20 protein-coding genes are annotated in these 22861 nt (G+C 67.1%); 15 read left to right on the forward strand and 5 right to left on the reverse strand.

Features of this window, described 5'->3' with window-relative positions:
• Positions 1–9: 9 nt before the first annotated feature.
• Entirely contained in the window at positions 10–843 is an 834-nt protein-coding gene (locus M3I56_RS26245; protein ID WP_254356419.1) for an IclR family transcriptional regulator, read from the reverse strand.
• A gap of 232 nt (positions 844–1075) precedes the next feature.
• Between M3I56_RS26245 and M3I56_RS26250 the strand changes: the two genes are divergently transcribed.
• From M3I56_RS26250 to M3I56_RS26290, 9 genes are all read left to right on the forward strand, one after another.
• Positions 1076–2158 carry a sugar ABC transporter substrate-binding protein gene (locus tag M3I56_RS26250; protein ID WP_254356420.1) on the forward strand — a complete coding sequence of 361 codons (1083 nt, stop codon included), beginning with the start codon at positions 1076–1078 and terminating at the stop codon, positions 2156–2158.
• Positions 2159–2241: 83 nt separating this feature from the next.
• Entirely contained in the window at positions 2242–3753 is a 1512-nt protein-coding gene (locus M3I56_RS26255) for a sugar ABC transporter ATP-binding protein (protein WP_254356451.1), read from the forward strand.
• Positions 3743–4783, forward strand: a complete 1041-nt coding sequence (locus tag M3I56_RS26260) for an ABC transporter permease (protein ID WP_028202864.1) — start codon at positions 3743–3745, stop codon at positions 4781–4783. The genes M3I56_RS26255 and M3I56_RS26260 overlap by 11 nt, the downstream gene beginning before the upstream one ends.
• A gap of 15 nt (positions 4784–4798) precedes the next feature.
• Complete coding sequence (locus M3I56_RS26265) at positions 4799–5128, forward strand: UxaA family hydrolase (protein WP_254356421.1); 330 nt, start codon at positions 4799–4801, stop codon at positions 5126–5128.
• 42 nt (positions 5129–5170) lie between these two features.
• On the forward strand, positions 5171–6484 hold the full coding sequence (locus tag M3I56_RS26270; protein WP_254356422.1) for a UxaA family hydrolase: 1314 nt from the start codon (positions 5171–5173) through the stop codon (positions 6482–6484).
• A gap of 57 nt (positions 6485–6541) precedes the next feature.
• Complete coding sequence (locus tag M3I56_RS26275) at positions 6542–7579, forward strand: aldo/keto reductase (protein ID WP_254356423.1); 1038 nt, start codon at positions 6542–6544, stop codon at positions 7577–7579.
• A 3-nt stretch (positions 7580–7582) separates the two neighbouring features.
• A complete protein-coding gene (locus M3I56_RS26280; RefSeq protein WP_254356424.1) occupies positions 7583–8458 on the forward strand; it encodes an amidohydrolase in 876 nt (291 codons plus the stop codon).
• A gap of 156 nt (positions 8459–8614) precedes the next feature.
• Entirely contained in the window at positions 8615–9358 is a 744-nt protein-coding gene (locus tag M3I56_RS26285; RefSeq protein ID WP_028202869.1) for an SDR family oxidoreductase, read from the forward strand.
• Positions 9359–9427: 69 nt separating this feature from the next.
• Positions 9428–10276, forward strand: a complete 849-nt coding sequence (locus M3I56_RS26290; protein ID WP_028202870.1) for an ureidoglycolate lyase — start codon at positions 9428–9430, stop codon at positions 10274–10276.
• A gap of 85 nt (positions 10277–10361) precedes the next feature.
• On the opposite strand, the gene M3I56_RS26295 is transcribed toward M3I56_RS26290, so the two are convergent.
• Positions 10362–10805: a PaaI family thioesterase gene (locus M3I56_RS26295; RefSeq protein ID WP_254356425.1), complete on the reverse strand. Its 444-nt coding sequence runs from the start codon at positions 10803–10805 to the stop codon at positions 10362–10364.
• Positions 10806–11096: 291 nt separating this feature from the next.
• On the opposite strand from M3I56_RS26295, the gene M3I56_RS26300 reads away from it, so the two are divergent.
• The gene (locus M3I56_RS26300; protein WP_254356426.1) at positions 11097–12656 is read left to right on the forward strand and encodes a methyl-accepting chemotaxis protein; all 1560 of its coding nucleotides are present in this window, start codon (positions 11097–11099) and stop codon (positions 12654–12656) included.
• A 73-nt stretch (positions 12657–12729) separates the two neighbouring features.
• On the opposite strand, the gene M3I56_RS26305 is transcribed toward M3I56_RS26300, so the two are convergent.
• Positions 12730–13815: an AGE family epimerase/isomerase gene (locus M3I56_RS26305; RefSeq protein ID WP_254356427.1), complete on the reverse strand. Its 1086-nt coding sequence runs from the start codon at positions 13813–13815 to the stop codon at positions 12730–12732.
• A 423-nt stretch (positions 13816–14238) separates the two neighbouring features.
• Between M3I56_RS26305 and M3I56_RS26310 the strand changes: the two genes are divergently transcribed.
• The 4 genes from M3I56_RS26310 (at position 14239) to M3I56_RS26325 (ending at position 16631) form a co-directional block, all read left to right on the forward strand.
• Positions 14239–15072: a hypothetical protein gene (locus M3I56_RS26310; protein WP_254356428.1), complete on the forward strand. Its 834-nt coding sequence runs from the start codon at positions 14239–14241 to the stop codon at positions 15070–15072.
• Positions 15073–15272: 200 nt separating this feature from the next.
• The gene (locus M3I56_RS26315; protein ID WP_165822904.1) at positions 15273–15428 is read left to right on the forward strand and encodes a hypothetical protein; all 156 of its coding nucleotides are present in this window, start codon (positions 15273–15275) and stop codon (positions 15426–15428) included.
• A 198-nt stretch (positions 15429–15626) separates the two neighbouring features.
• Positions 15627–16241 (forward strand): flavin reductase family protein, encoded by a 615-nt coding sequence (locus M3I56_RS26320; protein ID WP_254356429.1) that lies wholly within the window; start codon positions 15627–15629, stop codon positions 16239–16241.
• Positions 16242–16334: 93 nt separating this feature from the next.
• On the forward strand, positions 16335–16631 hold the full coding sequence (locus M3I56_RS26325) for a hypothetical protein (protein WP_254356430.1): 297 nt from the start codon (positions 16335–16337) through the stop codon (positions 16629–16631).
• A 12-nt stretch (positions 16632–16643) separates the two neighbouring features.
• On the opposite strand, the gene M3I56_RS26330 is transcribed toward M3I56_RS26325, so the two are convergent.
• Positions 16644–17816: a porin gene (locus M3I56_RS26330; RefSeq protein ID WP_254356431.1), complete on the reverse strand. Its 1173-nt coding sequence runs from the start codon at positions 17814–17816 to the stop codon at positions 16644–16646.
• 292 nt (positions 17817–18108) lie between these two features.
• On the opposite strand from M3I56_RS26330, the gene M3I56_RS26335 reads away from it, so the two are divergent.
• Entirely contained in the window at positions 18109–20640 is a 2532-nt protein-coding gene (locus M3I56_RS26335) for a penicillin-binding protein 1A (protein ID WP_254356432.1), read from the forward strand.
• A 101-nt stretch (positions 20641–20741) separates the two neighbouring features.
• Here the strand turns inward: M3I56_RS26335 and M3I56_RS26340 are convergent, their stop codons facing one another.
• Positions 20742–22748, reverse strand: coding sequence for a methyl-accepting chemotaxis protein (locus tag M3I56_RS26340; RefSeq protein ID WP_254356433.1), 2007 nt, complete (start codon positions 22746–22748; stop codon positions 20742–20744).
• Positions 22749–22861 lie beyond the last annotated feature (113 nt).

Genomic DNA, 22861 nt, shown 5'->3' on the forward strand with positions numbered 1-22861 from the left:
CACCGGGCGTCAGGCCACGCCGTCCTCGCGAAACATCGACAAGGTCTGCACGGTCGCGCTCAGCATTTGCGTTGCCTCGTCGAGCGAGGGCGCGACATAGTCGTCGATACGCTTGAGGAACGGGCAGGTGAGCGCCGCGATCGCCTGGCCCGAAGGCCCGAGCACCGGAAACGTCACGTCCGTCACGCCGAAAATCTGCTGACTGTCCTTGCGCGAGAAGCCCGCCTCGCGCACTTGCTCGCACGCGGCTTCCAGCGCCGCGTGGTCGATCGTCACTTCGCCCTTCACCTTCGTATGCTCCGCGAGCATGTGCGCGCGCTGCTCCGGCGTTTGCCAGGCGAGGAGCGTGCGGCCCGAACTCGTATCGACGAGACCCACGCGCGAACCCAGCCGCACCGCGATGCCCCATGTGCCCGGCCCGTCCACCTGGGCGATCACGAGCAGGTTGCCGCGGTCGTACACGGTGAGATGGCAGGACTGTTCGGCTTCGTCGGCGAAGCGCTGCATGAGCGGCAGCGCTTCCGAGATCAGCCGCTCCATGGGCGGGTGACGGTGGGCGAGCGCGAAAAGTTTCAGGCTCAGCGCATAGCGGTCGCCGCCTTCCGAACGGATGACGTATTGCCGCGCCACCAGCCGCTCGAGCATGCGGTAAATCTCGCTCGCGTTGCGTCCCAGCGCCTTCGTGATCTCGGCGCGCGTAAGGCCGGCGCGCTGCTCCGCAAGCAGTTCGAGGATGTCGAGCCCCTTGTCCAGCGCGGGCGCGCGATAGCGATCGGCGTCGTCTTTCTCGTCAGTTTCTTCGGGCACGTTGTCCATCTGGCTCTTCTTCGTGTTTTTTTCCATTCGATCGCCCCAGGGAAATCACGGACCCATGCTGCACTGCACATCGCTTGACCTCTTGATGTGCGTATATGAATAATACGTTCACTGGTGAATAAACGCCAGCGTCGTCAGGTAGAGAAGAGGCAGTTGCAACGGGTCGCCGGCGCTTCGAGCATTCCACGTGGGCGCGGCAAACACATGCGATTCATCAACGACAGAATCGGCGCGCGAGGCGCGTCGACAGGAGACACACATGGCGTTCGCATCCGGGCTCTCGAAGGCCCGCCGCTCCACCGGAATTCCCCAAACGCGCGGCGCCTTCGCCCGCGCCGCCACCAGGACGCTGTGCGTCGCCGCGGCCTGTGCTGCGGCGTTCGGCGCGTCGGGTGCAAGTAACGCGGCCGAACTCGGCAAGGTCGGCCTTGGCCTGCCGCTCCTCACCTCGCCGTTCTGGCAGTCGTACAACAACTATCTCGGCGCGTATGCGAAGCAGGACGGCATCGACATCCTCGCGCCCGTGAACTCGAACAACGATCCCGCCCAGCAGATCACGGACATGAACAACATGATCAATCTGGGTGCGAAGGGCATCGTGGTCGGGCCGATCGATTCGGCGGCGATCAGCCGCGCGCTCGGCAACGCCGCGCAGAAAGACGTGAAGGTCGTGGCCGTGGACGTCGCGCCCACCCAGGGCAACGTGGCGATGGTCGTGCGCGCCGACAATCGCGCGTACGGCGAGCAGGCCTGCAAATACATCGGCGAGCACGTGAAGTCGGGCAAGGTCGTGCAGATCATGGGCGACCTCGCCTCGGTGAACGGCCGCGACCGTTCGGAAGCGTTCCGCGCGTGCCTGAAAAATTATCCGAATCTGTCGCTGCTCGAAATTCCGGCTGGCTGGAAGGGCGACGTGGCGGCGAGCGCACTGGACAGCCTGCTCACCGCGAACCCTGACGTGAAGGGCATCTACATGCAGGCGGGCGGCGTGTATCTCTCGCCCACGCTGCAAACGCTGCGCCGCAAGCAGCTGCTCGTTCCTGCGGGCGATCCGAAGCACATCGTGATCGTCTCCAATGACGGCATTCCGCAGGAATTCGAAGCAATCCGCAAGGGCGAGATCGATGCGACCGTATCGCAGCCCGCCGACCTCTATGCGAAGTACGGCCTCTACTACATCAAGGCCGCGCTGGAGGGCAAGACGTTCAAGCCGGGCAAGACCGATCACGACAGCACCATCATCCAGTTGCAGTCCGGCATTCTCGAAGACCAGTTGCCGGCGCCGCTCGTGACGAAGCAAAACGTCGACGACAAGAACCTGTGGGGCAACACCGTCAAATGAACGATCGAACCAGCGATCGGGCCGTGGCAGATAGCGCGCCGCCGTGGGGCGGCGCGCTATCGGTGGGCAGCCGCGAGGCGGCCATGCGAGCCCGCTTGCCGGTAGTCGAGGCGAGCGGCGTGACGAAGCGTTATGGCTCTACCGCGGCGCTCGCCGACGTGAGCCTGCGCGTGATGGCCGGCGAATCGCACGCGCTGGTGGGCCGTAACGGCGCGGGCAAGTCCACGCTCGTTTCGATCCTCACCGGCCTGCGCAAGCCCGACGAAGGCAGCGTGCGCTTCAACGGCGAGAGTGCGCCCGCGCTCGCCGACCGCGACGCCTGGCGCGAACGCGTGGCCTGCGTGTATCAGCATTCGACCATCATTCGTGATCTCACGGTCGCGGAGAACCTCTTCATCAATCGCCAGCCCAGGCGGCGCGGGGTGATCGACTGGCCCACCATGCGCCGCGACGCGCGTGCGCTGCTCGACCACTGGCGCATCGGCGTGCGCGAGGACGCGCGCGCGGGCGACCTCACGGTCGAAGCGCGCCAGCTCGTCGAGATCGCGCGGGCGCTGTCGTATGGCGCGCGTTTCATCATCCTCGACGAACCGACCGCGCAGCTCGACGGCGAGGAAATCAAGCGCCTCTTCCGGCGTATCGACGAATTGCAGCGCGAAGGCGTGACGTTCCTGTTCATCTCGCACCATTTGCAGGAGGTGTACGAGATTTGCCAGGCCGTCACGGTGCTGCGCGACGCGCGGCATATCGTGAGCGCGAGCGTGGCCGAGTTGCCGCGCGAGCGGCTCATCGAAGCCATGACGGGCGAGCGCGGCGGCCTGAACGTCGCCGATGCGGCGGCGCGCGCGGCGCTGCCCGCCAACGCGCCACTCGCGCTCGAAGTGCGCGGCCTTACGGGTCATGACTATCACGACGTGTCGTTCACGCTCAAGCGTGGCGAAGTGGTGGGCCTCACGGGCGCGACGAGCAGCGGCCGCACGAGCGTGGGCGAGGCGATTGCGGGACTCGCGGCGCAGCGCGCGGGCGAGATTCGCGTGAAAGGCGCGCCGCTCACGCCCGGCGACGTGCCCGCGGCGCTGGCGAGCGGCGTGGGCTGCGTGCCGAAGGACCGCCATCATGAAGGGCTCGTGCTCACGCAGTCGGTGGCCGAGAACGCTTCCATGACGATTGCGGGCTTGCTGGGGCGTTTCGGTTTCGCGCCGCCGGCGAAGAAGCAGGCATTTGGCAAGTGCATGATCGAGGCGCTCGGCATCGTCGCGCAAGGCCCGGATCATGTGGTGTCGGGGCTTTCGGGCGGCAACCAGCAAAAGGTGGTGATGGCGCGCGCGTTGGCAAGCAATCCTGACGTTCTCGTGCTGATCGACCCCACGGCGGGCGTGGACGTGAAGTCGAAGGAAGCGCTGCTCTCGGTCGTGGACCGCGTGCGCGACGAAGGCAAGGCCGTGCTCGTGGTGTCGAGCGAACTCGACGACTTGCGCACCTGCGACCGTGTGCTCGTGATGTTTCGCGGCGAGGTGGTCGCCGAAATGGCGGCCGGATGGCAGGACCACGAACTGATCGCATCGATTGAAGGAGTCGATCTCCATGAAGAATAGCGTTTCGACACCCGCGTTCGCGGCGGCGCAGGCCGATGCGGCCGCGAGCGCTCGCGGTGCGCGTCCGCGCATCCAGCTGGCGCGCCTGCGCGATTTCGCGCTGCTGCCCGCACTGGTGCTGCTGCTCGTGATCGGCGGTTTCGTGAGCCCGAGCTTTCTCACGCGCGCGAATCTCATCAGCGTGCTCGGGGCTTCCGCTGCGCTCGCGCTCGTGGTGCTCGCCGAATCGCTGATCGTGCTCACGGGCAAGTTCGATCTTTCACTCGAATCGACGGTGGGCATTGCGCCCGCCGTTGGCGCGATGCTCGTCATGCCGGCCGCTTCGGCGGGCTTCGGCTTGCAATGGCCCGCTTTTGCGGGGCTCGCCGCCATCGTGGCGGTGGGCGCGCTGATCGGCTTCATCAACGGCTTTCTGGTCGTGCGGCTGCGCCTGAACGCCTTCATCGTCACGCTCGCGATGCTGATCGTGCTGCGCGGCATGCTGGTGGGTGCAACCAAAGGCGGCACGCTCTTCGACATGCCTTCGTCGTTCTTCGCGCTCGCCACCACCATCGTGCTCGGCCTGCCGGTTTCCGTGTGGCTTGCCGCCGCCGCATTCGCGATTGCCGCGTTCATGCTGCGCTATCACCGCGTGGGCCGCGCGCTCTATGCGATCGGCGGCAATCCCGACGCGGCGCGCGCCGCGGGCATCCGCGTGGAGCGCATCACGTGGGGCGTGTTCGTGCTCGGCAGCGTGCTTGCCGCGATTGGCGGCTTGATCGTCACCGGCTACGTGGGCGCGATCAACGCGAATCAGGGCAACGGCATGATCTTCACGGTGTTCGCGGCGGCCGTGATCGGCGGCATTTCGCTCGACGGCGGCAAGGGCACGATGCTCGGCGCTCTCTCGGGCGTGCTGCTGCTCGGCGTGGTGCAGAACCTGCTCACGCTCGCCCAGGTGCCATCGTTCTGGATTCAGGCGATTTACGGGGCGATCATCCTCGGCTCGCTGATGGTGGCGCGGCTCGCGGGCGGCGAGGCACAGAACTAAACGCGGAGACTATCTGTGAACGGCAACGCACCCCATACCGACGCCCGCCTGATTCTGCTCGCGCCTGAGGACAACTGCCTGATCGCGGCGGCGCGTCTGGCGGCGGGCGAGACGGTGGCGATAGAAGGCGAGCGCGTGACGCTCGCGAAGACGATCGAACTTGGTCACAAAGTGGCGCGCCGCGCGCTCGCGCAAGACGAGAAGGTGCTGCGCTATGGCGCGCGCATCGGCCACGTGAACGAGCCGGTGGCGCGCGGTGAGCATCTGCACACGCACAACCTGGAAAGCGATTACTTGCCGACCTATACGCACGACGCGGGGCACGAGTTCGTGCCGCACAAGTAACGCCACCATGATGCGGCACGCGCCGCGAGCAGGATTCAAGTTATGAGCGATAGCAACGTCACCCCTTCACAAGTCGCCGCGCCGATGCTCGAAGGCTGGCTGCGCAACGACGGCCGCAAGGGCATTCGCAACGTCGTTGCGGTGGCCTATCTCGTGGAATGCGCGCACCACGTGGCGCAGGAAATCGTCGCGCAGTTCCGCGAGCCCTTTGGCACCTTCGACGAACCGCATGCGCTGCATCACCCAAAAGAGCCGCCGGTGCATCTGATCGGTTTTCCGGGCTGTTTCCCGAACAGCTACGCCGAGAAGATGATGAAGCAGCTCACCACGCATCCGAACGTGGGCGCGGTGCTGTTCGTCTCGCTCGGCTGCGAGAGCATGAACAAGCATTATCTCGTGGAGCAGGTGCGCGCCAGTGGCCGTCCGGTAGAAGTCCTGACGATCCAGGAAAAGGGCGGCACGCGCAGCACGATCCAGTACGGTCTCGACTGGGTGCGCGAGGCGCGTGCGCAACTTGCCGCGCAGCAGAAGGTGCCGATGCGCCTCGATGAACTCGTGGTCGGCACGATTTGCGGCGGCTCGGACGGCACGAGCGGCATCACCGCCAACCCGGCTGTGGGCCGCGCCTTCGATCAGCTGATCGCAGCAGGTTCGGCCTGCATTTTCGAGGAAACCGGCGAGCTGGTGGGCTGTGAATTCCACATGAAGAGCCGGGCGGCAAGACCCGAACTGGGCGAGGAGATCGTGGCGAGCGTGGCCAAGGCCGCGCGCTATTACTCGATTCTCGGCCACGGTTCGTTCGCCGTCGGCAACGCGGACGGCGGCCTCACCACGCAGGAAGAGAAGTCGCTCGGCGCGTATGCGAAAAGCGGCGCCTCGCCGATCGTCGGCATCGTGAAGCCGGGCGACGTGCCGCCCACGGGTGGCCTCTATCTGCTCGACGTGGTGCCCGATGGCGAGCCGCGCTTCGGCTTTCCGAATATCAGCGACAATGCGGAAATCGCGGAGCTGATCGCCTGCGGCGCGCACGTGATCCTGTTCACGACGGGGCGCGGGTCGGTGGTGGGCTCGGCGCTTGCGCCGGTCATCAAGGTGTGCGCGAACCCGCTGACCTACCGCAACCTCGCTGGCGACATGGACGTGGACGCGGGCCGCATTCTGGAGGGGCGCGCGACGCTCGACGACGTGGGGCGCGAAGTGTTCGACCGCACGCTGGCGGTGGCGGGCGGCGAGCGTTCGAAGTCGGAAATGCTCGGGCACCAGGAGTTTATCCTCACGTACAAGACGTTCGAGCCAGTCGGCCCCGCATGCCTGCCCGCCCGCGCGCGCGTGCCGATTGTCGAGGCCGCGAACTGAAACACACAGTCGGATGATTTCGTTGTGGGAACAACCATCTCCAGGAGGTGACGAGCCATGGCGCAGGAACAGCATCCCAGGGTGGCGCATACGCGCCGTATCGGCCGCACGGCGCTCGAAGTCAGCGCATTGGGTCTAGGCACCGCGCCGCTCGGCGGCCTGTATCGCGACCTATCCGAAGAAGAGGCGCAAGCCACCGTCGACGCCGCGTGGGAAGCCGGCATCCGCTTTTTCGATACCGCGCCGCACTACGGCCACACCAAGGCCGAGCACCGGCTGGGCGCGGCGTTGCGGCGCCATCCGCGCAACGAGTACGTGATTTCCACGAAAGTGGGCCGCCATTTCGTGCCGCGCACGCACCCGTACGACGGCAGCGAGGGCTGGCAAAACCCGCTGCCCTTCGAAGCGATCTTCGACTACACGCGCGACGGCATCCTGCGTTCGTTCGAAGACAGCCAGCAGCGTCTCGGCCTCGTTGAGATCGATATCCTGCTCGTGCACGATATCGGCCGCTACACGCACGGCGAGCGCAACGAGCATTACTGGCGGCAACTGAGCGACAGCGGTTTCAAGGCGCTCGACGAATTGCGCAAGGCGGGCGTGATCAAGGCGATCGGCTTCGGCGTGAACGAGCGCGAAGTGATACGCGAGGCGATGCAGGAATTCGACATCGACTGCGCGCTGCTGGCGGGCCGCTATACGCTGCTCGAACAGGCGCCGCTCGACGACCTCCTGCCCGAGTGCGAGAAGAAGGGCGTGAGCATTCTGCTAGGCGGCGCGTTCAATTCGGGCATTCTCGCGCACGGGCTGCTCGGCGAACTCAAGTTCAACTACGCCGATGCGCCCCAGGAAGTGGTCGAACGCGTGGCGCGGCTCGATACCATCTGCCGGACCTACGACGCGCCGCTCGCGGCGGCGGCGCTGCAGTTTCCCTATGCGCACCCGGCCGTGGCGACTGTGCTCAACGGCGCGCGCAGCCCGCAGGAGGTGCGCGAGAACGTCGCCTCGTTCGAGACGAATTTGCCCCGCGAGTTGTGGCTCGCGCTGCGCGACAAGGGTCTCATCGATCCGCGCGCGCCGCTGCCGCAGGCTTGAGCCATGGCTACAATCGAACGGATCGACGCCCATCAGCACTATTGGGATCCCGCGCGCGGCGATTACGGCTGGCTCACGCCTTCGATGACCGCGTTGTATCGTGCGTTCGGACCCGCTGATCTCGCGCCGCTGCGCGCGTCGTGCGGCGTGGCGCGCACGGTGGTCGTGCAGGCTGCGCCGACTGTCGAAGAAACGCGCTGGCTGCTCGATCTTGCGCGCAACGAGCCCTCGATTGCGGGCGTGGTGGGCTGGGTGCCGCTCGACGACCCTCACGTAGCCACGCTGATCGCCGAACTCGCGCGCGAGCCGAAGCTACGCGGTGTGCGCCCCATGCTCCAAGACCTGCCCGACGACGACTGGATCGCGAAAGCCGATACCGCGCGCGGCGTGCAAGCGCTCATCGCGCACGATCTCGCTTTCGACGCGCTCGTGTTCACGCGTCATGCGAATGCGCTCGCGACGTTCCTCGCGCGGCATCCAACGCTGCGCGTGGTGGTCGATCACGGCGCGAAGCCGCCAATCGCGGCGGGCGGCGAGAGCGGTTTTGCCGAGTGGGCGCAGGCCATCGTGCGCCTCGCGCGGTTTGCGCACGTGCACTGCAAGCTGTCGGGGCTCGCGACCGAAGCCGCGCCAGGCTGGGACGACGCCACGCTCGCGCCGTGGATCGCGCATCTGCTTGCATCGTTCGGGCCGCAACGCCTCATGTGGGGTAGCGACTGGCCGGTGCTGAACCTCAATGCCGATTACGTACGCTGGCACGCGAGCGCGCAACAGCTCACACAGACACTTTCCGCTGACGAGCGCGCCGCCGTATTCGGCGGCAACGCGGCGGCTTTCTATCGGCTTAAAACCGGGCTCGGAGACCATCCAGCCGGTTAGAAAACGTCCGCCGAACGCCACGAGGCGCGCCTGCGTCGCCATAATGGCCGTTTGCGTCATCCCAACTTCTTCCCGCGATTTCATCGCTCGATCGCGGCATGGGGGCCTGCTGCAATACGGGGTATCGCCGTGCCGCGCTTCCAACCGGAGTGGCAGATGGTACAAAGACTGGCCGGCAAGACGGCCTTGATCACCGCGGCAGGCCAGGGCATCGGCTACGCGGCCGCCGAACTGTTCGCGCGCGAAGGCGCACGTGTGATCGCCACGGACCTGCGCATCGACGCGCTTGCGGCGCTGCCGGTCGAGGCGCGCAAGCTCGACGTGCTCGACGGCGCGGCCATCACGGCGCTCGCGCAGGAACTGGGCGCGATCGACGTGCTGTTCAACTGCGCGGGCTTCGTGCACGCGGGCTCGATACTGGAAGCGAGCGAAGAAGACTGGGACTTCGCGTTCGATCTGAACGCGAAGGCGATGTACCGGACCATCCGCGCCTTCCTGCCGGGCATGCTGGCGAAGGGCGGCGGGTCGATCATCAACATGTCGTCGGCGGCGTCGAGCGTGAAGGGCGTGCCCAACCGCTTCGTGTACGGCGCTTCGAAGGCCGCTGTGATAGGGTTGACGAAGGCCGTGGCCGCAGACTTCGTGACGCGCGGCATCCGCTGCAACGCGATCTGCCCGGGCACGGTGTCGTCGCCGTCGCTGGAGGAGCGCATCGCCACGCAGGCGGCGGCGCAGGGCACGAGCGTGGACGCGGCGCGCGCCGCGTTCGTCGCGCGCCAGCCGATGGGGCGCGTGGGCAAGCCCGAGGAAATCGCGGCGCTCGCGCTTTACCTCGCCTCTGACGAATCCGGGTTCACGACCGGCCAGGCGCATGTGATCGACGGCGGATGGTCTAACTAGTTAGCCCCGACATTCGCCCCAGGCGATTCTGACCGACTGCAACGCACAGACACACGAGGAACACAGACGATGAAACTGCTTCGCTATGGCCCGAAGGGCCACGAGAAACCGGGCCTGCTCGACGCCGAAGGCCGCATTCGCGCGCTCTCGGGCAACGTGGCCGACATTGCGGGCGACGTGCTCTCGGACGCCGGCCTCGCACAACTGCGCACGATCGATCCGGAAACGCTGCCGCTCGTCGAAGGCAATCCGCGTATCGGGCCCTGCGTGGGCCACATCGGCAAAATGGTCTGTATCGGCCTGAACTATGCCGATCACGCCGCCGAGTCGGGCATGCCGGTGCCGAGCGAGCCGGTCGTCTTCAACAAGTGGACGAGCGCCATCGTCGGCCCGAATGACGACATCGAGATCCCGCGCGGCTCGAAGAAGACCGACTGGGAAGTGGAGCTGGGCGTGGTGATTGGCAAGCACGCGAAGAACGTGAGCGAGGCCGATGCGCTCAACTACGTGGCGGGCTACTGCGTGATCAATGACGTGTCCGAGCGCGAATGGCAGATCGAGCGCGGCGGGCAGTGGGACAAGGGCAAGGGCTTCGACACCTTCGGCCCGACCGGCCCGTGGCTCGTCACGCGCGACGAAGTGGCCGATCCGCAGAACCTCTCCATGTGGCTCGAGGTCGACGGCCATCGCTACCAGAACGGCAGCACGCGCACGATGATCTTCACGGTCGCGAAGCTCGTGTCGTATCTCTCGGAGTGCATGAGCCTGCAGCCGGGCGACGTGATCTCCACCGGCACGCCGCCGGGCGTGGGCATGGGCGTGAAGCCGAACCCTGTGTTCCTGAAGGCGGGGCAGACGGTGCGCCTTGGCATCGAGGGCCTGGGCGAGCAGCAGCAGAAAACGCGCGCGGCAGAGTAAGCGCGCCTGAAGCACGAAAAAGCGCGCGAGGGAGGCGGGAGAGACCCGCTTCGCCTCGCGCGCTTTGTTTTGCGGCGCGGGCTTCTCAGTTCGCCGGACTTTTCTCTTCCGGTCCGCTGCCTTCCGCGAGCCGGTTCACCGTCCCCTGCGCGAGCGCCACGAGCTTTTCGTCGCCGTTTTCCATCACGTACACGCTGCACTGGCAGGTGGCCTGATGGCGCCCCGCGTGCACCACGCGCGCCCGCGCCATCAGCGTGCCCTTGAGCGCCGGGCGCAGATAGTTGATCTTGTATTCCCCCGTCACCACCCGCGGCCCGAGCGCCAGCGCGCCGGCGAAGGTCAGCGCGTTGTCGGCGAGATAGCTGATCACCCCGCCATGCACGTAGCCATGCTGCTGCTTGAGTTCGTCGCGGACGGGCAGACGCAGGGTCAGCTCGTCGGCGCCCACGTGTGTCAGTTCGGTTCCGAGCAGCACGCTGAACGGTTGGGCATGCAAAGCGCCGCGCGCGCGGTCCACAAGATCTGTCATCGTCGCATTCCCTGGGTCTATCCCCGAGTGGTTTCCTAACCACTGTAGGAAGCCTCAGCGTCGAGTCAAGGTGAATCGAACCGAGTCGGCCATTCTATTGTTGCGAGAAATGCGGGGAATGGCCGCGCGACCATTGCTGAAATGATCCGTTACGCATTTTGGGGCGTTTTTTCACGGTTTATTCACCGTTTAGGGCTCAAAAACCGGGTTTGCGTGGCCGTAAACGCGGTGCGGGCCCGAGCGATCACATGCTCGAGCCTCACTCATTCACTGCCATCCCAGGTGTCCCCGATGTTCAGCAAGATCAAGGTCGCATCCGGCCTGTTGTGTGTCCTCGTCGCGTTCTGTGTACTGCAGCTCGTGACCGCAGGACTTGGTTACTGGTCGCTTACACGCACGCACGACGACGTGGCCGACCTCTCGAAAGTGGCGTTGCGGCAGGCGAGCGCCGCCAACGTCATCACCCAGCAGTTGATGGACGCCCGTATCAATCTCTCGCGCGCGGGCACGCGCATGGTCCGCGGCGGCACGGTGCCGACCGACATGGTCAATCACGCGCGCGACCAGCTGGCCGCCGCCGACACCACGTTTGCGGCGCTCATGGCCGTGCCGCCGATCAACGACGACAACCGCGCGCGCGTCGCCGCGCTCGGCGAGCGCTACCAGGTGTACCGCAAGGCGCTCGGCGAACTGATCGACGACCTCAACGGCAACAATCTGCAGGCCTTCCTCGACCAGCCGACGCAGTCGTACCAGGACGCCTATCTCGCTGAACTGCACGCCTTCGCGCAGTTCAGCGCCGCGGCGAGCCGCGCATCGCTCGCTTCGATCGACTCGCGTCTCGCGCTCTTCCAGGGCGTGGGCATCTTCATCCTGGTCCTGCTGATCGCACTCGCGACCGGCGTGCACCTCGCGCTGCGCCGCGGCGTGGTGGAGCCGCTCGAGGAAGCGGGCCGCCATTTCGAACGCATCGCGCGCGGGCGCCTCGACGAGCGCATCGCGGCGCGCGGCGAGAACGAGATCGGCCGGCTGTTCCAGGGCCTTGCGCTGATGCAGGCGAGCCTCGCGCGCACGGTCCACACCGTGCGCGAAACGGCGGGCTCGATCAACGTGGGCGCCGACGAGATCGCCACCGGCAACGCCGATCTTTCGGCGCGCACCGAATCGCAGGCGGCGTCGCTGGAGCAAACGGCGGCGAGCATGGAGGAACTGACGGGCACCGTGCGCAACACAGCCGACAACGCGCGCGAGGCGAACGCGCTGGCGGAGGCGGCGCTCGACGCGACTGCGCGCGGCGGCGCCGTGGTGGGCGAGGTAGTCGAGCGCATGCGCGGCATTGCGCAAAGCTCGGACAAGATCGCGGAGATCATCGGCGTGATCGACGGCATCGCGTTCCAGACCAACATTCTCGCGCTCAACGCGGCCGTGGAAGCGGCGCGCGCGGGTGAGCAGGGCCGGGGTTTCGCGGTCGTGGCGGGCGAGGTGCGTGGACTCGCGCAGCGCAGCGCGCAGTCGGCCAAGGAGATCAAGACGCTGATCAGCGAGTCGGTTTCGCAGATCCGCGGCGGCTCGGAACTGGTGGAGCGCGCGGGCGAGTCGATGCGCGAGGTGTCGAACTCGATCTCGCGGGCTACGCAGATGATGGCGGGGATCAGCGCCTCGTCGCTCGAGCAGAGCTCGGGCATTGACCAGGTGAATCAGGCCGTCTCGCAGATGGACCAGATGACCCAGCAGAACGCGGCGCTCGTCGAGGAAGCCGCGGCTGCCGCGGCTTCGCTGCATCAGCAGACGCGCCAGCTTTCCGAGGCCGTGGCCGCGTTCGAGATTTCGCCGGCGGTGCTGGCGGCCTAAGCGACTTGAGCGGTCCGGGCGCCACGTGGGCGGGCTTGCGCCCGCCTGCGTCGGCGCTTCGCGTTGTTGCGCCTCAGACGCCCATGCCCTGATAGGCGGTCAAGAGGTGATACGGCGTCGTGGACGGCATGTCCGCGCGCGCCACGTCGCCGTTTGCGCTGCGGCATTCCACCCAGCCCTGCGTCGTGAGAAAGCGCGGCGCGAAGCGCCCGATCTGCAGCGCGAGCGCGGCGCGCACCGCGGCGTCGCCGTGCGTGGCGAGCGCGCGCAAGTATTCCGTCTGCGCCCAGATGCGCTGCGTCGCATCGATCACACGACCGTGCTCGTCGAGCGCGGCCGCCACGGCTCCCGTTTCCGGGTCCACGCCGTGCTCCTGCGCAAAGGCGAAGGCGCGCGCGAGCGCCTCGTCCAGTCCCGACGCGCCCAACCGGGCGCCCGCCCGCGTTGCCAGCCAGAACCATTCGAACTGATGTCCGGGCTCGAGGCGGTTATCCGCCGCGCCGATCGGCAATTCGGCGATACAGCCCGTCGGCGCGTGCAGGAAGCCGCGCGCGAGCGCCTCGACGAGACGCGTGATCGCCGTGTCGAACGCGCTGTCGCCGGTCGCTTCGCTCGCGGCGAGCCAGGCTTCGGTGAGGTGCATGAGCGGATTCTGCAGCGGGCCGCCGGTGACGCTCGCAAAGGAAACGTCGAGCGCCGCATTCAGCATGCCGTCGCGGGCCGCGAAGCGGTCGACGATCAGCGAGGACGTTTCGCGCGCGACGTCGAGCGCTTCGGCCGCGCCGAAGCGCTGGCCGTAGGTCGCAGTTGCGAACACCACGAAGGCGTGCGTGTAGAGGTCCTTGGTGGTGTCGAGCGGCGCGCCGGCTGCGTCAACGCTATAGAACCATCCGCCGTGCTTCGGGTCCCGATAAGTGTGGCGCAGGGTTTCGAAGAGCGTTTGCGCGTGCGCGGCGTCGCCGGCCTGGGAGAAGACGAAGAGCTGGCGGGCGCACGCCATCGCGCGGTAGCGCGTGACGGGCAGCGGCTGCGCGCCGGCCGCATCGAGCGCCTCGTAGGGCAGGCGCAGTTCGGCATTGAAGCCCGGGCCGCGCCACATCGGCAGGACGACGCGGTCGAAATGCTCGCGCAGGCTGGCTGCGCTCGTAGGTGTGTTCATGGCGAAAAGGTGCGGCGGAGCGCGTCACTTCAAATGAGCAATGCCGGCGATTGTACGCATTCGCAAAGTACGCGGGACATTCCAGTCTGCCGCAGCGCGCTCGCGTATTTGCGCGACGCTGCGCCGCTTGCCCGACGTGAAGGAATTTCGCGAGGACGGCGCACCGGGTTGACTGCGCAAGGCGTTGGGTCGATGCCGGCCGGGTAAGTCGGGGCAGAGCCCCTGGCGGCGCGTTCCGGCGTGCGACAATGCGCGTTCGAACCAGAACACGAGGACGTCGCCAAGCGGCCGTGACCGGCCGGCGCGCGACGCGAACCGCATCGCTGACCCATGGCTGACTACGCAGATACCGCATCCTTGAGCTCTTCGCATCCCGAACGCAACGCGCCGTGGCAGCCCCGCGCGACGTCTGCGTCGTCCAACGTGACCGAATCCCCGCCTGCTGTCGAATCCGATGCTCCGCACGCGCTTGCCGGCGAGGACCTCGCCGCCGTGGCCGAAGCGGATGCCGCTGTGCGCCAGGGAACGCTGAGCGGCTTCGAAAGCGCCGAGCCTGCTCGAGCGATGGCCGCGCCCGCCGAGGAGGCCGGCGCGGCGAGCCCCGTTGCGGGTGCAACGACTGCGCGCCGCGCGCCGCGGGCGAAACGTGCCGCGGCGTCTGCCGTGGCCGAAGCGGTGGCGCCGGGCATTGGGGCGGTGCGGGACCCGGCAGCCGCAGCCTTTGTTGCCGAGCCGTCGTTTGCCGCCGACTCTGCTGAGCGCGTGGAACCCACTGGGTTCGCTCCCGAAGCGGCTCAGACGGCCACCGAGCCGGACGCGCTGACGCAGCGCCTCGACGCGCTCCAGGGCGCGCTCGCCGAGCAGCGCCGCATGGCGGTCGCCTCGTCGCGCCAACAAAAGTGGGTGGTCGCCGCCGCTTCGGTGGCGGTGCTCGCATCGGTCGGTTTCGGGATCGCGCAGTCGGTGCGGCTCGATAGCCTCGCAAACGAATCCCGCGCCGACGAGGCCCGCCTCGAGCAGTTCATCCTGAAGCAGCAGTCGACGCTCGACGACCTGTCGCAGCGCGTTGCCGCGCAAACCGCCGCTGCCACTGCGGCCGCTGCGGCCGCTGCCGCTCCCGCGGAAACCCCGGCGGCGCCAGCACGCGTGTCGTCCAGGGCGGCGCCCGCCAAGGCATCGCCCGCCCCCGCACGCCATGCAGCGGCGCATGCCGCGCGTGCAGCTCACGCGAAAAGCGCCCAGAAAGCCACGCGCTGACCGGCTTCGCCCCGCGATCCCGCCCCTGTATCCGAAAACTCGATGCGTTGCTTTGTTGCAACGCATCGAATGCGTTCGACCCCGTGCGACGGCGCGTCGCAGTTTTTTTGCTGCGCTGCACTAGCGTTGACCTAGGGAAAACCCTATAATTCGTTCTGTCCTAGGGAAAACCCTGAATTGCAGCCTAACTGGGAGTCGCCATGAGCTTCATCTTTGCCCTGTTCCAAAAGGTGAGCGACCTCTTCGCGTCGCCGTATCTGCCGATGGATTCGGAATACTCGTACGAAGCGCGTCACCGCGAAGCCGAGCGCGTTCGCCGCTCGCACTACATGCCGTTCGGCATGCCGCGTGACTGATCGAAGCTGAAGCGCTTCGGACGGCGCGTGCCGTCCAACGCGTTTCTCCGGTCAGACCGCCAGGTCTTCATGCAAGGCCGGCTCTCGCAGGAGAGCCGGCCTTGCTGCGTTTTGGGGCGGTTGCAAGCCTCTGGCGTGACGGCGGCCGCGCGCGGCTCGTGTCATAGTGATGCCGCATCGAAATCGCTACGCCTCATCATGTCCAATACCTACTTCTACGATCCCGCCCAAGGCCATGGCCTGCCGCACGATCCGTTCAAGGCGATCGTCGCGCCGCGCATGATCGGCTGGATCGCCAGCCGCGCGAAAAGCGGCGCGCTCAATCTCGCGCCCTACAGCTTCTTCGGCGCGTTCGCCACATTTCCGCCGATCATCGGGTTCTGCAGCGAAGGCCGCAAGGACAGCATCAGCAACATCGAAGAGACCGGTGAGTTCGTCTGGAATCTCACCTCGAAGGCGCTGGCGCCGCAGATGAACCGCACCTCCGCGCCGGTCGCTGCCGATATTGACGAATTCGCGCTCGCGGGCCTCACGGCCGCGCCGGGGCGCAGCGTCGCGGTGCCGCACGTGGCCGAGTCGCCGGCCGCGCTCGAATGCAAGCTGCTGCAGGTCGTGCGGCTCAACACGCTGGACGGCGCGCCCATGGACAACTGGCTCGCGCTGGGGCAGGTGGTGGGTGTGCACATTCGCGAGGAATTCCTGAAGGACGGCCTGTTCGACACGCCCGCCGCCCAGCCCGTGATGCGCGCGGGCTATCGCGCCGACTACGCGCAGATCGGCGAGATGTTCCAGATGGTGCGACCCAGCGCCTAAGCCACTTCGGACGTAAGCAGGTCGCGGCGTTGCCGCGTCCCGCCCGCCCGCCGATAATGGCCCGACAGCGCGAGGCGCGCAGGGAGGCAATCCATGCAATCTCCGACGGGATCGGTGGTGGCGCTCAGTTCTGCCGCCTCCACGATGTTTTCGATCGGCATGATCGCGCTGGCCTACTGGGGGCTGCACGAGCCTTCGGCCTGGCGCATCGGCGACCGGGTGGTCGTCGGCATCGCGCTCGCGGGCTTCGCGTGCCTCGGCAGTGTGCCCTGGCTCGCCACCTCGCCCGCGAAACCCAACGACGAGTCGCGCTTCCTGATGGCGCGCCGCGCCTTTCTCTGCGGCGCGGTTGCCGTGTGGGTATCGATCGCGCTATCGCTCCTGTTGTGACCAGAAGCGTGATCAGAAGCGGGCGCGCAACCCCACCGTGCCCACCACCTGATTGGCCGTCGAAGACGCACCGCCCGCCGTGTTGATGAACGCCACGTAGTTGTGTCCCGAGGCGTGCTGGTACATGGCCTCGCCGTAGAGATCGGTGCGCTTCGAGAGGCGGTACACGACCTGTGCGTCCACCTGGTTCCACTTCGGATCGGTGCCGTAGGTGGTCGTGTTGCTCACGTGGCCGTCCGTGAAGGTGTAGGCGAGACCCAGGCTCCACGCCGGGTTCAACTGATACTTCCCGTTTACTTCGTAATTGTTGAAGCTCATGTCGCCGCCCTGCGAGCCGAACGAGCTGGTGCCCGCGTACTCGCTGCGCGTGAACACGAAGCCTGCCGTCGCCGGCCCGAATGTGTAGTTGATGCCGCCGCCGAACGAACGCAGGCGCTCGGCGCCGAGTGCGAAGCCACCCTTGCCGTTGGCCGTCGATTCCGCGAGATCCACCGCGCCCGGGCTGCTCGCCGTCGCGCCCTGGGTGCCGTTCAGCTGCAGATAACCGGCCGCGATGGCGAGCGGCCCGTTGGTATAGCTCGCGCCGAAGCTGTAGGCGCGGTTCACGGCGAAGTCGGTCTGGTTCGAGAACGCGTACAACGCGCCGAACTTCAGGCCGCTATACGTGTTGCTCGTGAACTTGACGGCGTTGCTCATGCGCAGCGAGTGGTTCAGGTTGTCGTTGTCGAACGGATGCGCGAAGCCCGTGTCACCGAAGGTGCCTGCCGTGGCCGAGAGCGGCGCGACGAAGTCGACGAGCGAGTCGTACTGGCGGCCGAGCGTGAGCGAGCCGAACTGGTCGCTCGCGAGGCCCACGTACGCCTGGCGGCCGAACATGCGGCCGTCCTGGCCCAGCTTGCCGTTCTGCACGTTGAAGCCGTTTTCGAGCACGAAGACCGCATGCAGGCCGCCGCCCAGGTCCTCGCTGCCGCGCACGCCGAAGCGGCTGCCGTTCACGTTGCCGCTCGTTGCCTGCCAGAGCGCGCCGCCCGACTTGCCGCTCGCGACGTTATTCGTGTACATGATGCCGGCGTCGATCAGGCCGTAGAGCGTGACCGAGCTTTGCGCGTGGGCCGCGGGCGCGGCGAGCGTGCCGAGTGCGCCGAGCACGGCGGCAGCGGTGGTGAGCGAGAGGGGGTTCTTCATTCGAGGTTCCTGTAGCGTTGTTGTTTCGTGGCGTGTGCAACAGCGACAGGAGTGTAGGGAGGGAAAGACTCCGGAAAAACCGGCTGTGACTGGAGAGGATTCTTCCTCGATCTGGAAGGATGATTTCATCTCCCTGTCATAAATCGACTCAGGCATCGACTCAGGCGATCGAGGGCTTGCACCTGGCGGGAAGCAGGAGCGGCCTTGCGAGTTTGGTACGATTCACGCTTTGCCAGCCGACCCTACCTGCCGCGTGAAGCGTTACGTGCCGTTGATCCGCGATCGAATCGCGATGTCGTTGTCCCGCCTGAAGCCCGCCGCCGCGCGGCTGGGCGGGTTTATTCGCCCGCTGGGGGCGCGTGCGCTCCATCATCTGCGGCATCCCACGCGGCGCGGCGTGCTCATGACCATTGGCGCGTTGCCGGCGCTCGTCTTGCTCTACGTGCTCGTGCTGATTCCGTTCACGCCGGGCATTGGCGACATCCGCAAGGCGCGTGTGGACGAACCGGCCCAGATTCTGTCCGCCGACGGCAAGGTGCTCGCCGAGTTCAAGCCCTCGAACCGCGAATGGGTGCCGCTCGCGCAGATCTCGCCGCACATGGTCGATGCGCTGATTTCCACCGAGGATCACCGCTTCTACGAGCACCACGGCATCGACTTCAAGCGCACGGCGGGCGCGGCATTGCACACGTTCTCGGGCGAGCGCCAGGGCGGCTCGACCATTCCGCAGCAACTCGCGCGCAATCTCTATCCCGATGAAATCGGCCGCGCGCCCACGCTTACGCGCAAGATCAAGGAAGCGATCACGGCGTTCAAGATCGAGGCGGTGTATAGCAAGCAGCAGATTCTCGAGACGTATCTGAACACGGTGCCATTCCTCTACAACGCCTACGGCATCGAGATGGCGGCGCGCACCTACTTCGGCGTTTCGGCGGATCAGCTCGACATTCTGCAAGCCGCGACGCTCACCGGCATGCTCAAGGGCAACGCCTATTACAACCCGGTGATCAACCCTGAGCGCGCGCTCGCCCGGCGCAACACCGTGCTCGGCCAGATGGTGAAGTACGGCAAGCTCAGCGAGGCGCAGTACGCCGCGCTCTCGAAGAAGCCGCTGCGCCTCGACTTCGAGCGTCAGACCGAGCCGCCCGGCCCCGCACCGCACTTCGCGCTGCAACTGCGCAAATGGCTGATTTCGTGGGCCGACCGCAACGACTACAACATCTATTCGGATGGCCTCGTGGTGCGCACCACGATCGATTCGCGCCTCCAGCAGATGGCAACCGCCGCGCTGCGCCAGCACACGAACCAGCTGCAGGGCATCGCCAACGGCGCATGGAGCGGGCGCAACGGCTGCGTGGCCGGCAACGACCTGTTCGCGACCTTCATGCGCGAAACGCAGGACTACAAGAGCGCGCGCGACGCGGGCGCGAACGACGCCGATGCGCTCAAGCAGCTCGCTGGCGACCGCACCTTCATGCGCAACCTCTGCAAGAGCAAGACCGCGGTGGAGGCGGGCTTCCTCGCCATCGACCCGCGCAACGGGCAGATCAAGGCGTGGGTGGGCAGCCGCGACTTTACCGACGAGCCGTTCGACCACGTGCAGCAGGCGCGCCGTCAGCCCGGCTCGACGTTCAAGCCGTTCGTGTACGGCGCGGCCTACGCGGCGGGTGCGAAGCCGAGCGACACGTTCATCGACCAGCCGGTGGAGATTCCGCTGGCGGGCGGCGAAATCTGGAAGCCGACCGACGACGTGGCGCCCAGCAATCGCCCGATGACACTGCGCGACGCGATCGCGTTCTCGCGCAACCGCATCACCGCGCAGCTCATGCAGACGGTGGGCCCGGACAAGGTTGCGCGGCTCGCGCGCGCGATGGGCGTGCGCGACAGCCAGCTCGACCCGGTGCCGTCGCTTGCGCTCGGCACGAGCCCGGTCACGTTGAAGGAGATGGTCTCCGCGTACAGCACCATCGCCAACGACGGCGAGTATCTCGAACCGCGCATGGTCACGAGCATCGAGGACCGCAAGGGCAACGTGCTCGCGCAGTTCGAGAGCGCTTCGCCCGAGCGGGCGCTTTCAGCGGAGGCGGACCGCACCCTGCTCGACACGATGCGCGACGTCGTGAACCGCGGCACGGGCTCGGCCATCCGCACACGTTTCGGCATTCGTGGCGACGTGGCGGGCAAGACCGGCACGACCCAGGGCAATACGGACGGCTGGTTCATCCTGATGGACCCGCAACTCGTGGCGGGCGCGTGGGTGGGCTTCGACGACGGCCGCGTGACGCTCGACGACTACTGGGGGCAGGGCGCGCGCAGCGCGCTGCCGATCGTCGGCGACTTCTTCCAGCGTGCGTTGCGCTCGCGCCTCGTGGATCCGCGTGCGCGCTTCGACACCGAGGTGACGCCGGGCGCGTTCGAAGCCTTCCGCGAGAAGCTGCGCGCGTGGATGGACAAGCTGTTCGGCAAGCACGAAGCGCCGCCTCCGGCCCCGCCGGTGCGGCATGCGCCGCCGCCGCGCGTGAGCGCGCCGGCACCGGCCTCTGTGCCTGCTGTGGCTTCGGCGGCGGGGGCATCGGCACCTGCGGAGGCATCGGCGCCGTCTGCCGCTTCGGCGGCGGCCGCAGAGTCCGCCGCGCGCGCGATCATGGGCCTGCCGCCGATCATCGGGCCGTCCAGCGCGCCGGCGGCGCTTGCCCCGCAGCCTTCGTATCCGGCGCAGGCGCCTGCGCTTGCGCCGACCCCGACGCCCGACGAGGCGGACCCTGATACGCCGGGCGCGAGCGCGAGCTACACGCCGCCCGCGGCGCAGCCGCAGGGGCAATGAGCGCGGCCTCGCGCCGTTAATAAAAAAGGCAGCGTCTTGCGACGCTGCCTTTTTTATTTGTTGGGCACTGCGCATCATGCCCTGAAGGTGCTACACGTGCGTTACTCGCGCACCTTGAATACGGAAACGAGTTCGGCGAGCGCTGCCGCATGCTCGTTGAGCGCGGCGGCGGCGCGCTCGGCGTCGCCCACGAGCGCGGCGTTCTGCTGCGTCGCCGCGCCGATCTGCGAAACCGCGATATTCACCTGCTCGATGCCGCCCGACTGTTCGCGCGAGGCTGTGCTGATCTCGCCGATGATCGAGCGCACTTCATCGACGCGCGCAACGATGCCGCGCATGGTCGTGCTCGCTTCACCGGCGATACGGTAGCCCGTCTCGACCGTCGACGACGATTCGGTGATCAGCGCCGAGATTTCCTTCGCGGCCGCCGCGCTGCGCTGCGCGAGCGCGCGCACTTCGCTCGCGACCACCGCGAAGCCCTTGCCGTGCTCGCCCGCCCGCGCCGCTTCCACGGCCGCATTGAGCGCGAGGATGTTGGTCTGGAATGCGATGCCGTCGATCACGCCAGTGATCTCGGCGATCTTCTGCGACGCGCGGCTGATGTCGTTCATCGTTTCCACGACGCGGCTCACGGCGCGCCCGCCGTCGAGCGCGGCTTCGGCTGCGCTCGTCACCACGGTGTTGGCGCGCGTCGCGTGGTCGGCGTTCTGCTGCACGGTCGAGGTGAGTTCCTCCATGCTCGCCGCCGTCTCCTCGAGGCTGCTCGCCTGGCTCGCGATGCGCGAAGCGATTTCGCCGCTGCCCTGCGCGATGCGCGAAGTGTCCTCGCTCATCTGCGCCGTGGCACTGCGCACCTGCGCGACGATCTGCGCGAGGCCCACGCCGATGCCGTCGATGGCGCGCGTGAGGCGGCCGATCTCGTCGGCGGCCGCCGTGCCTTGCGCGTTCGCTGCATCGCCATGTCCGATGCCGTTGCGGCTGTTGTTGCCGATGCGCACCGTGAGGTCGCCCGCGGCGAGCTGGCCGGCGGCTTGCGCGGCGGCGTCGAGCGGCCGGCTCACGAGGCGGCGCGCCGCGTAGATCGACAGCGCCGCGAAGAGCGCGACCAGCACGAGGCCGATGGCCGCGAAGCGGTCGCGCGTGGCGTTCACTTCCGCCATGATCTCGTCGCGCACGGCGACGCCGCCCACGAGCCATTGCCACTGCGGCACGCTCACGAACGAGACGAACTTCGCGCGCGCGTCGCCCTCGCCGCGTGTCGAGTCGGCGGAGGTGTAGTCGAGCGTGCCTTCGCGCGCTTCGAGCATGCGCGACCAGGGCGCGTCGGCGTCGTCGTAGTGCTTGCCGACGGCGCTCGGGTGAACGAGGAAGGTGCCGCGCGTCGGGCCGTTCGACGCGTCCATCACGAAGTAATAGCCGCTCTCGCCGATCTTGAGCTTGGCGATCTCGCTCTTGAGCGCGTCGATCTGCGCGCCCACGTCCACGCCGACGAAAAGCGCGCCGATCACGTGGCCGCTCGCGTCGAGAATCGGCTTGTACTGCGTGATGTACTGCTTGCCGAACAACTGCGCGAGGCCGGTGTAGGTGCGGTTGGCCATGATCGGGCCATACGCGGGGCCCTTGCGGTCGAGCAGCGTGCCGATCGCACGCGAACCGTCCTGCTTCTTGAGCGACGTGGTCACGCGCACGAAGTCGTCGCCGCTGCGCGCGAAAACGGTGGCGATTTCGCCGCTGCGCGCGAGAAACTGGTCGGGGATCGTGAAGTCCAGGTTCAGCACGTGGTCGCCGGACTTGAAGACCGGCGTGGCCTTGCCCCCAATGTCGACCGTTTGCGTCGGGTCGAGCGCGAAGGCGCCGGGCAGGAAGCTCTCGAAGAGCTGCATGGCACGGTCGACTTCGGCTGCGAGCGCGCCGTCGATGAGCGAGATCGACGAGGCGACCGACTGGTCCTTTTCGGCAATGCGCGTGCGCACCTGTTCGCCGACCTGGGTCGCCGCCGAATACGTGATCGCCCACGTGAAGGCGGCAAATATGGCTGCGACGAGCACGCACGATAGCAAGGCGACGCGTACGCCGACGCTCGCGCGGCCTGATAAGCGTGAAAGCATGAATTCGGTTCCGTAATAGAGCTTGTGAGGAAGGAACCTGCGCCTTCGAGGCGCTGGCATGACGCATTACGGCGCGCGCGCGCGATCCTTTAGGGGCAGGTGTGAAAAACCTT

This window comes from Paraburkholderia sp. CNPSo 3281 (assembly GCF_024206515.1).
In the GTDB taxonomy this organism is placed as follows: Bacteria; Pseudomonadota; Gammaproteobacteria; order Burkholderiales; family Burkholderiaceae; genus Paraburkholderia; species Paraburkholderia nodosa.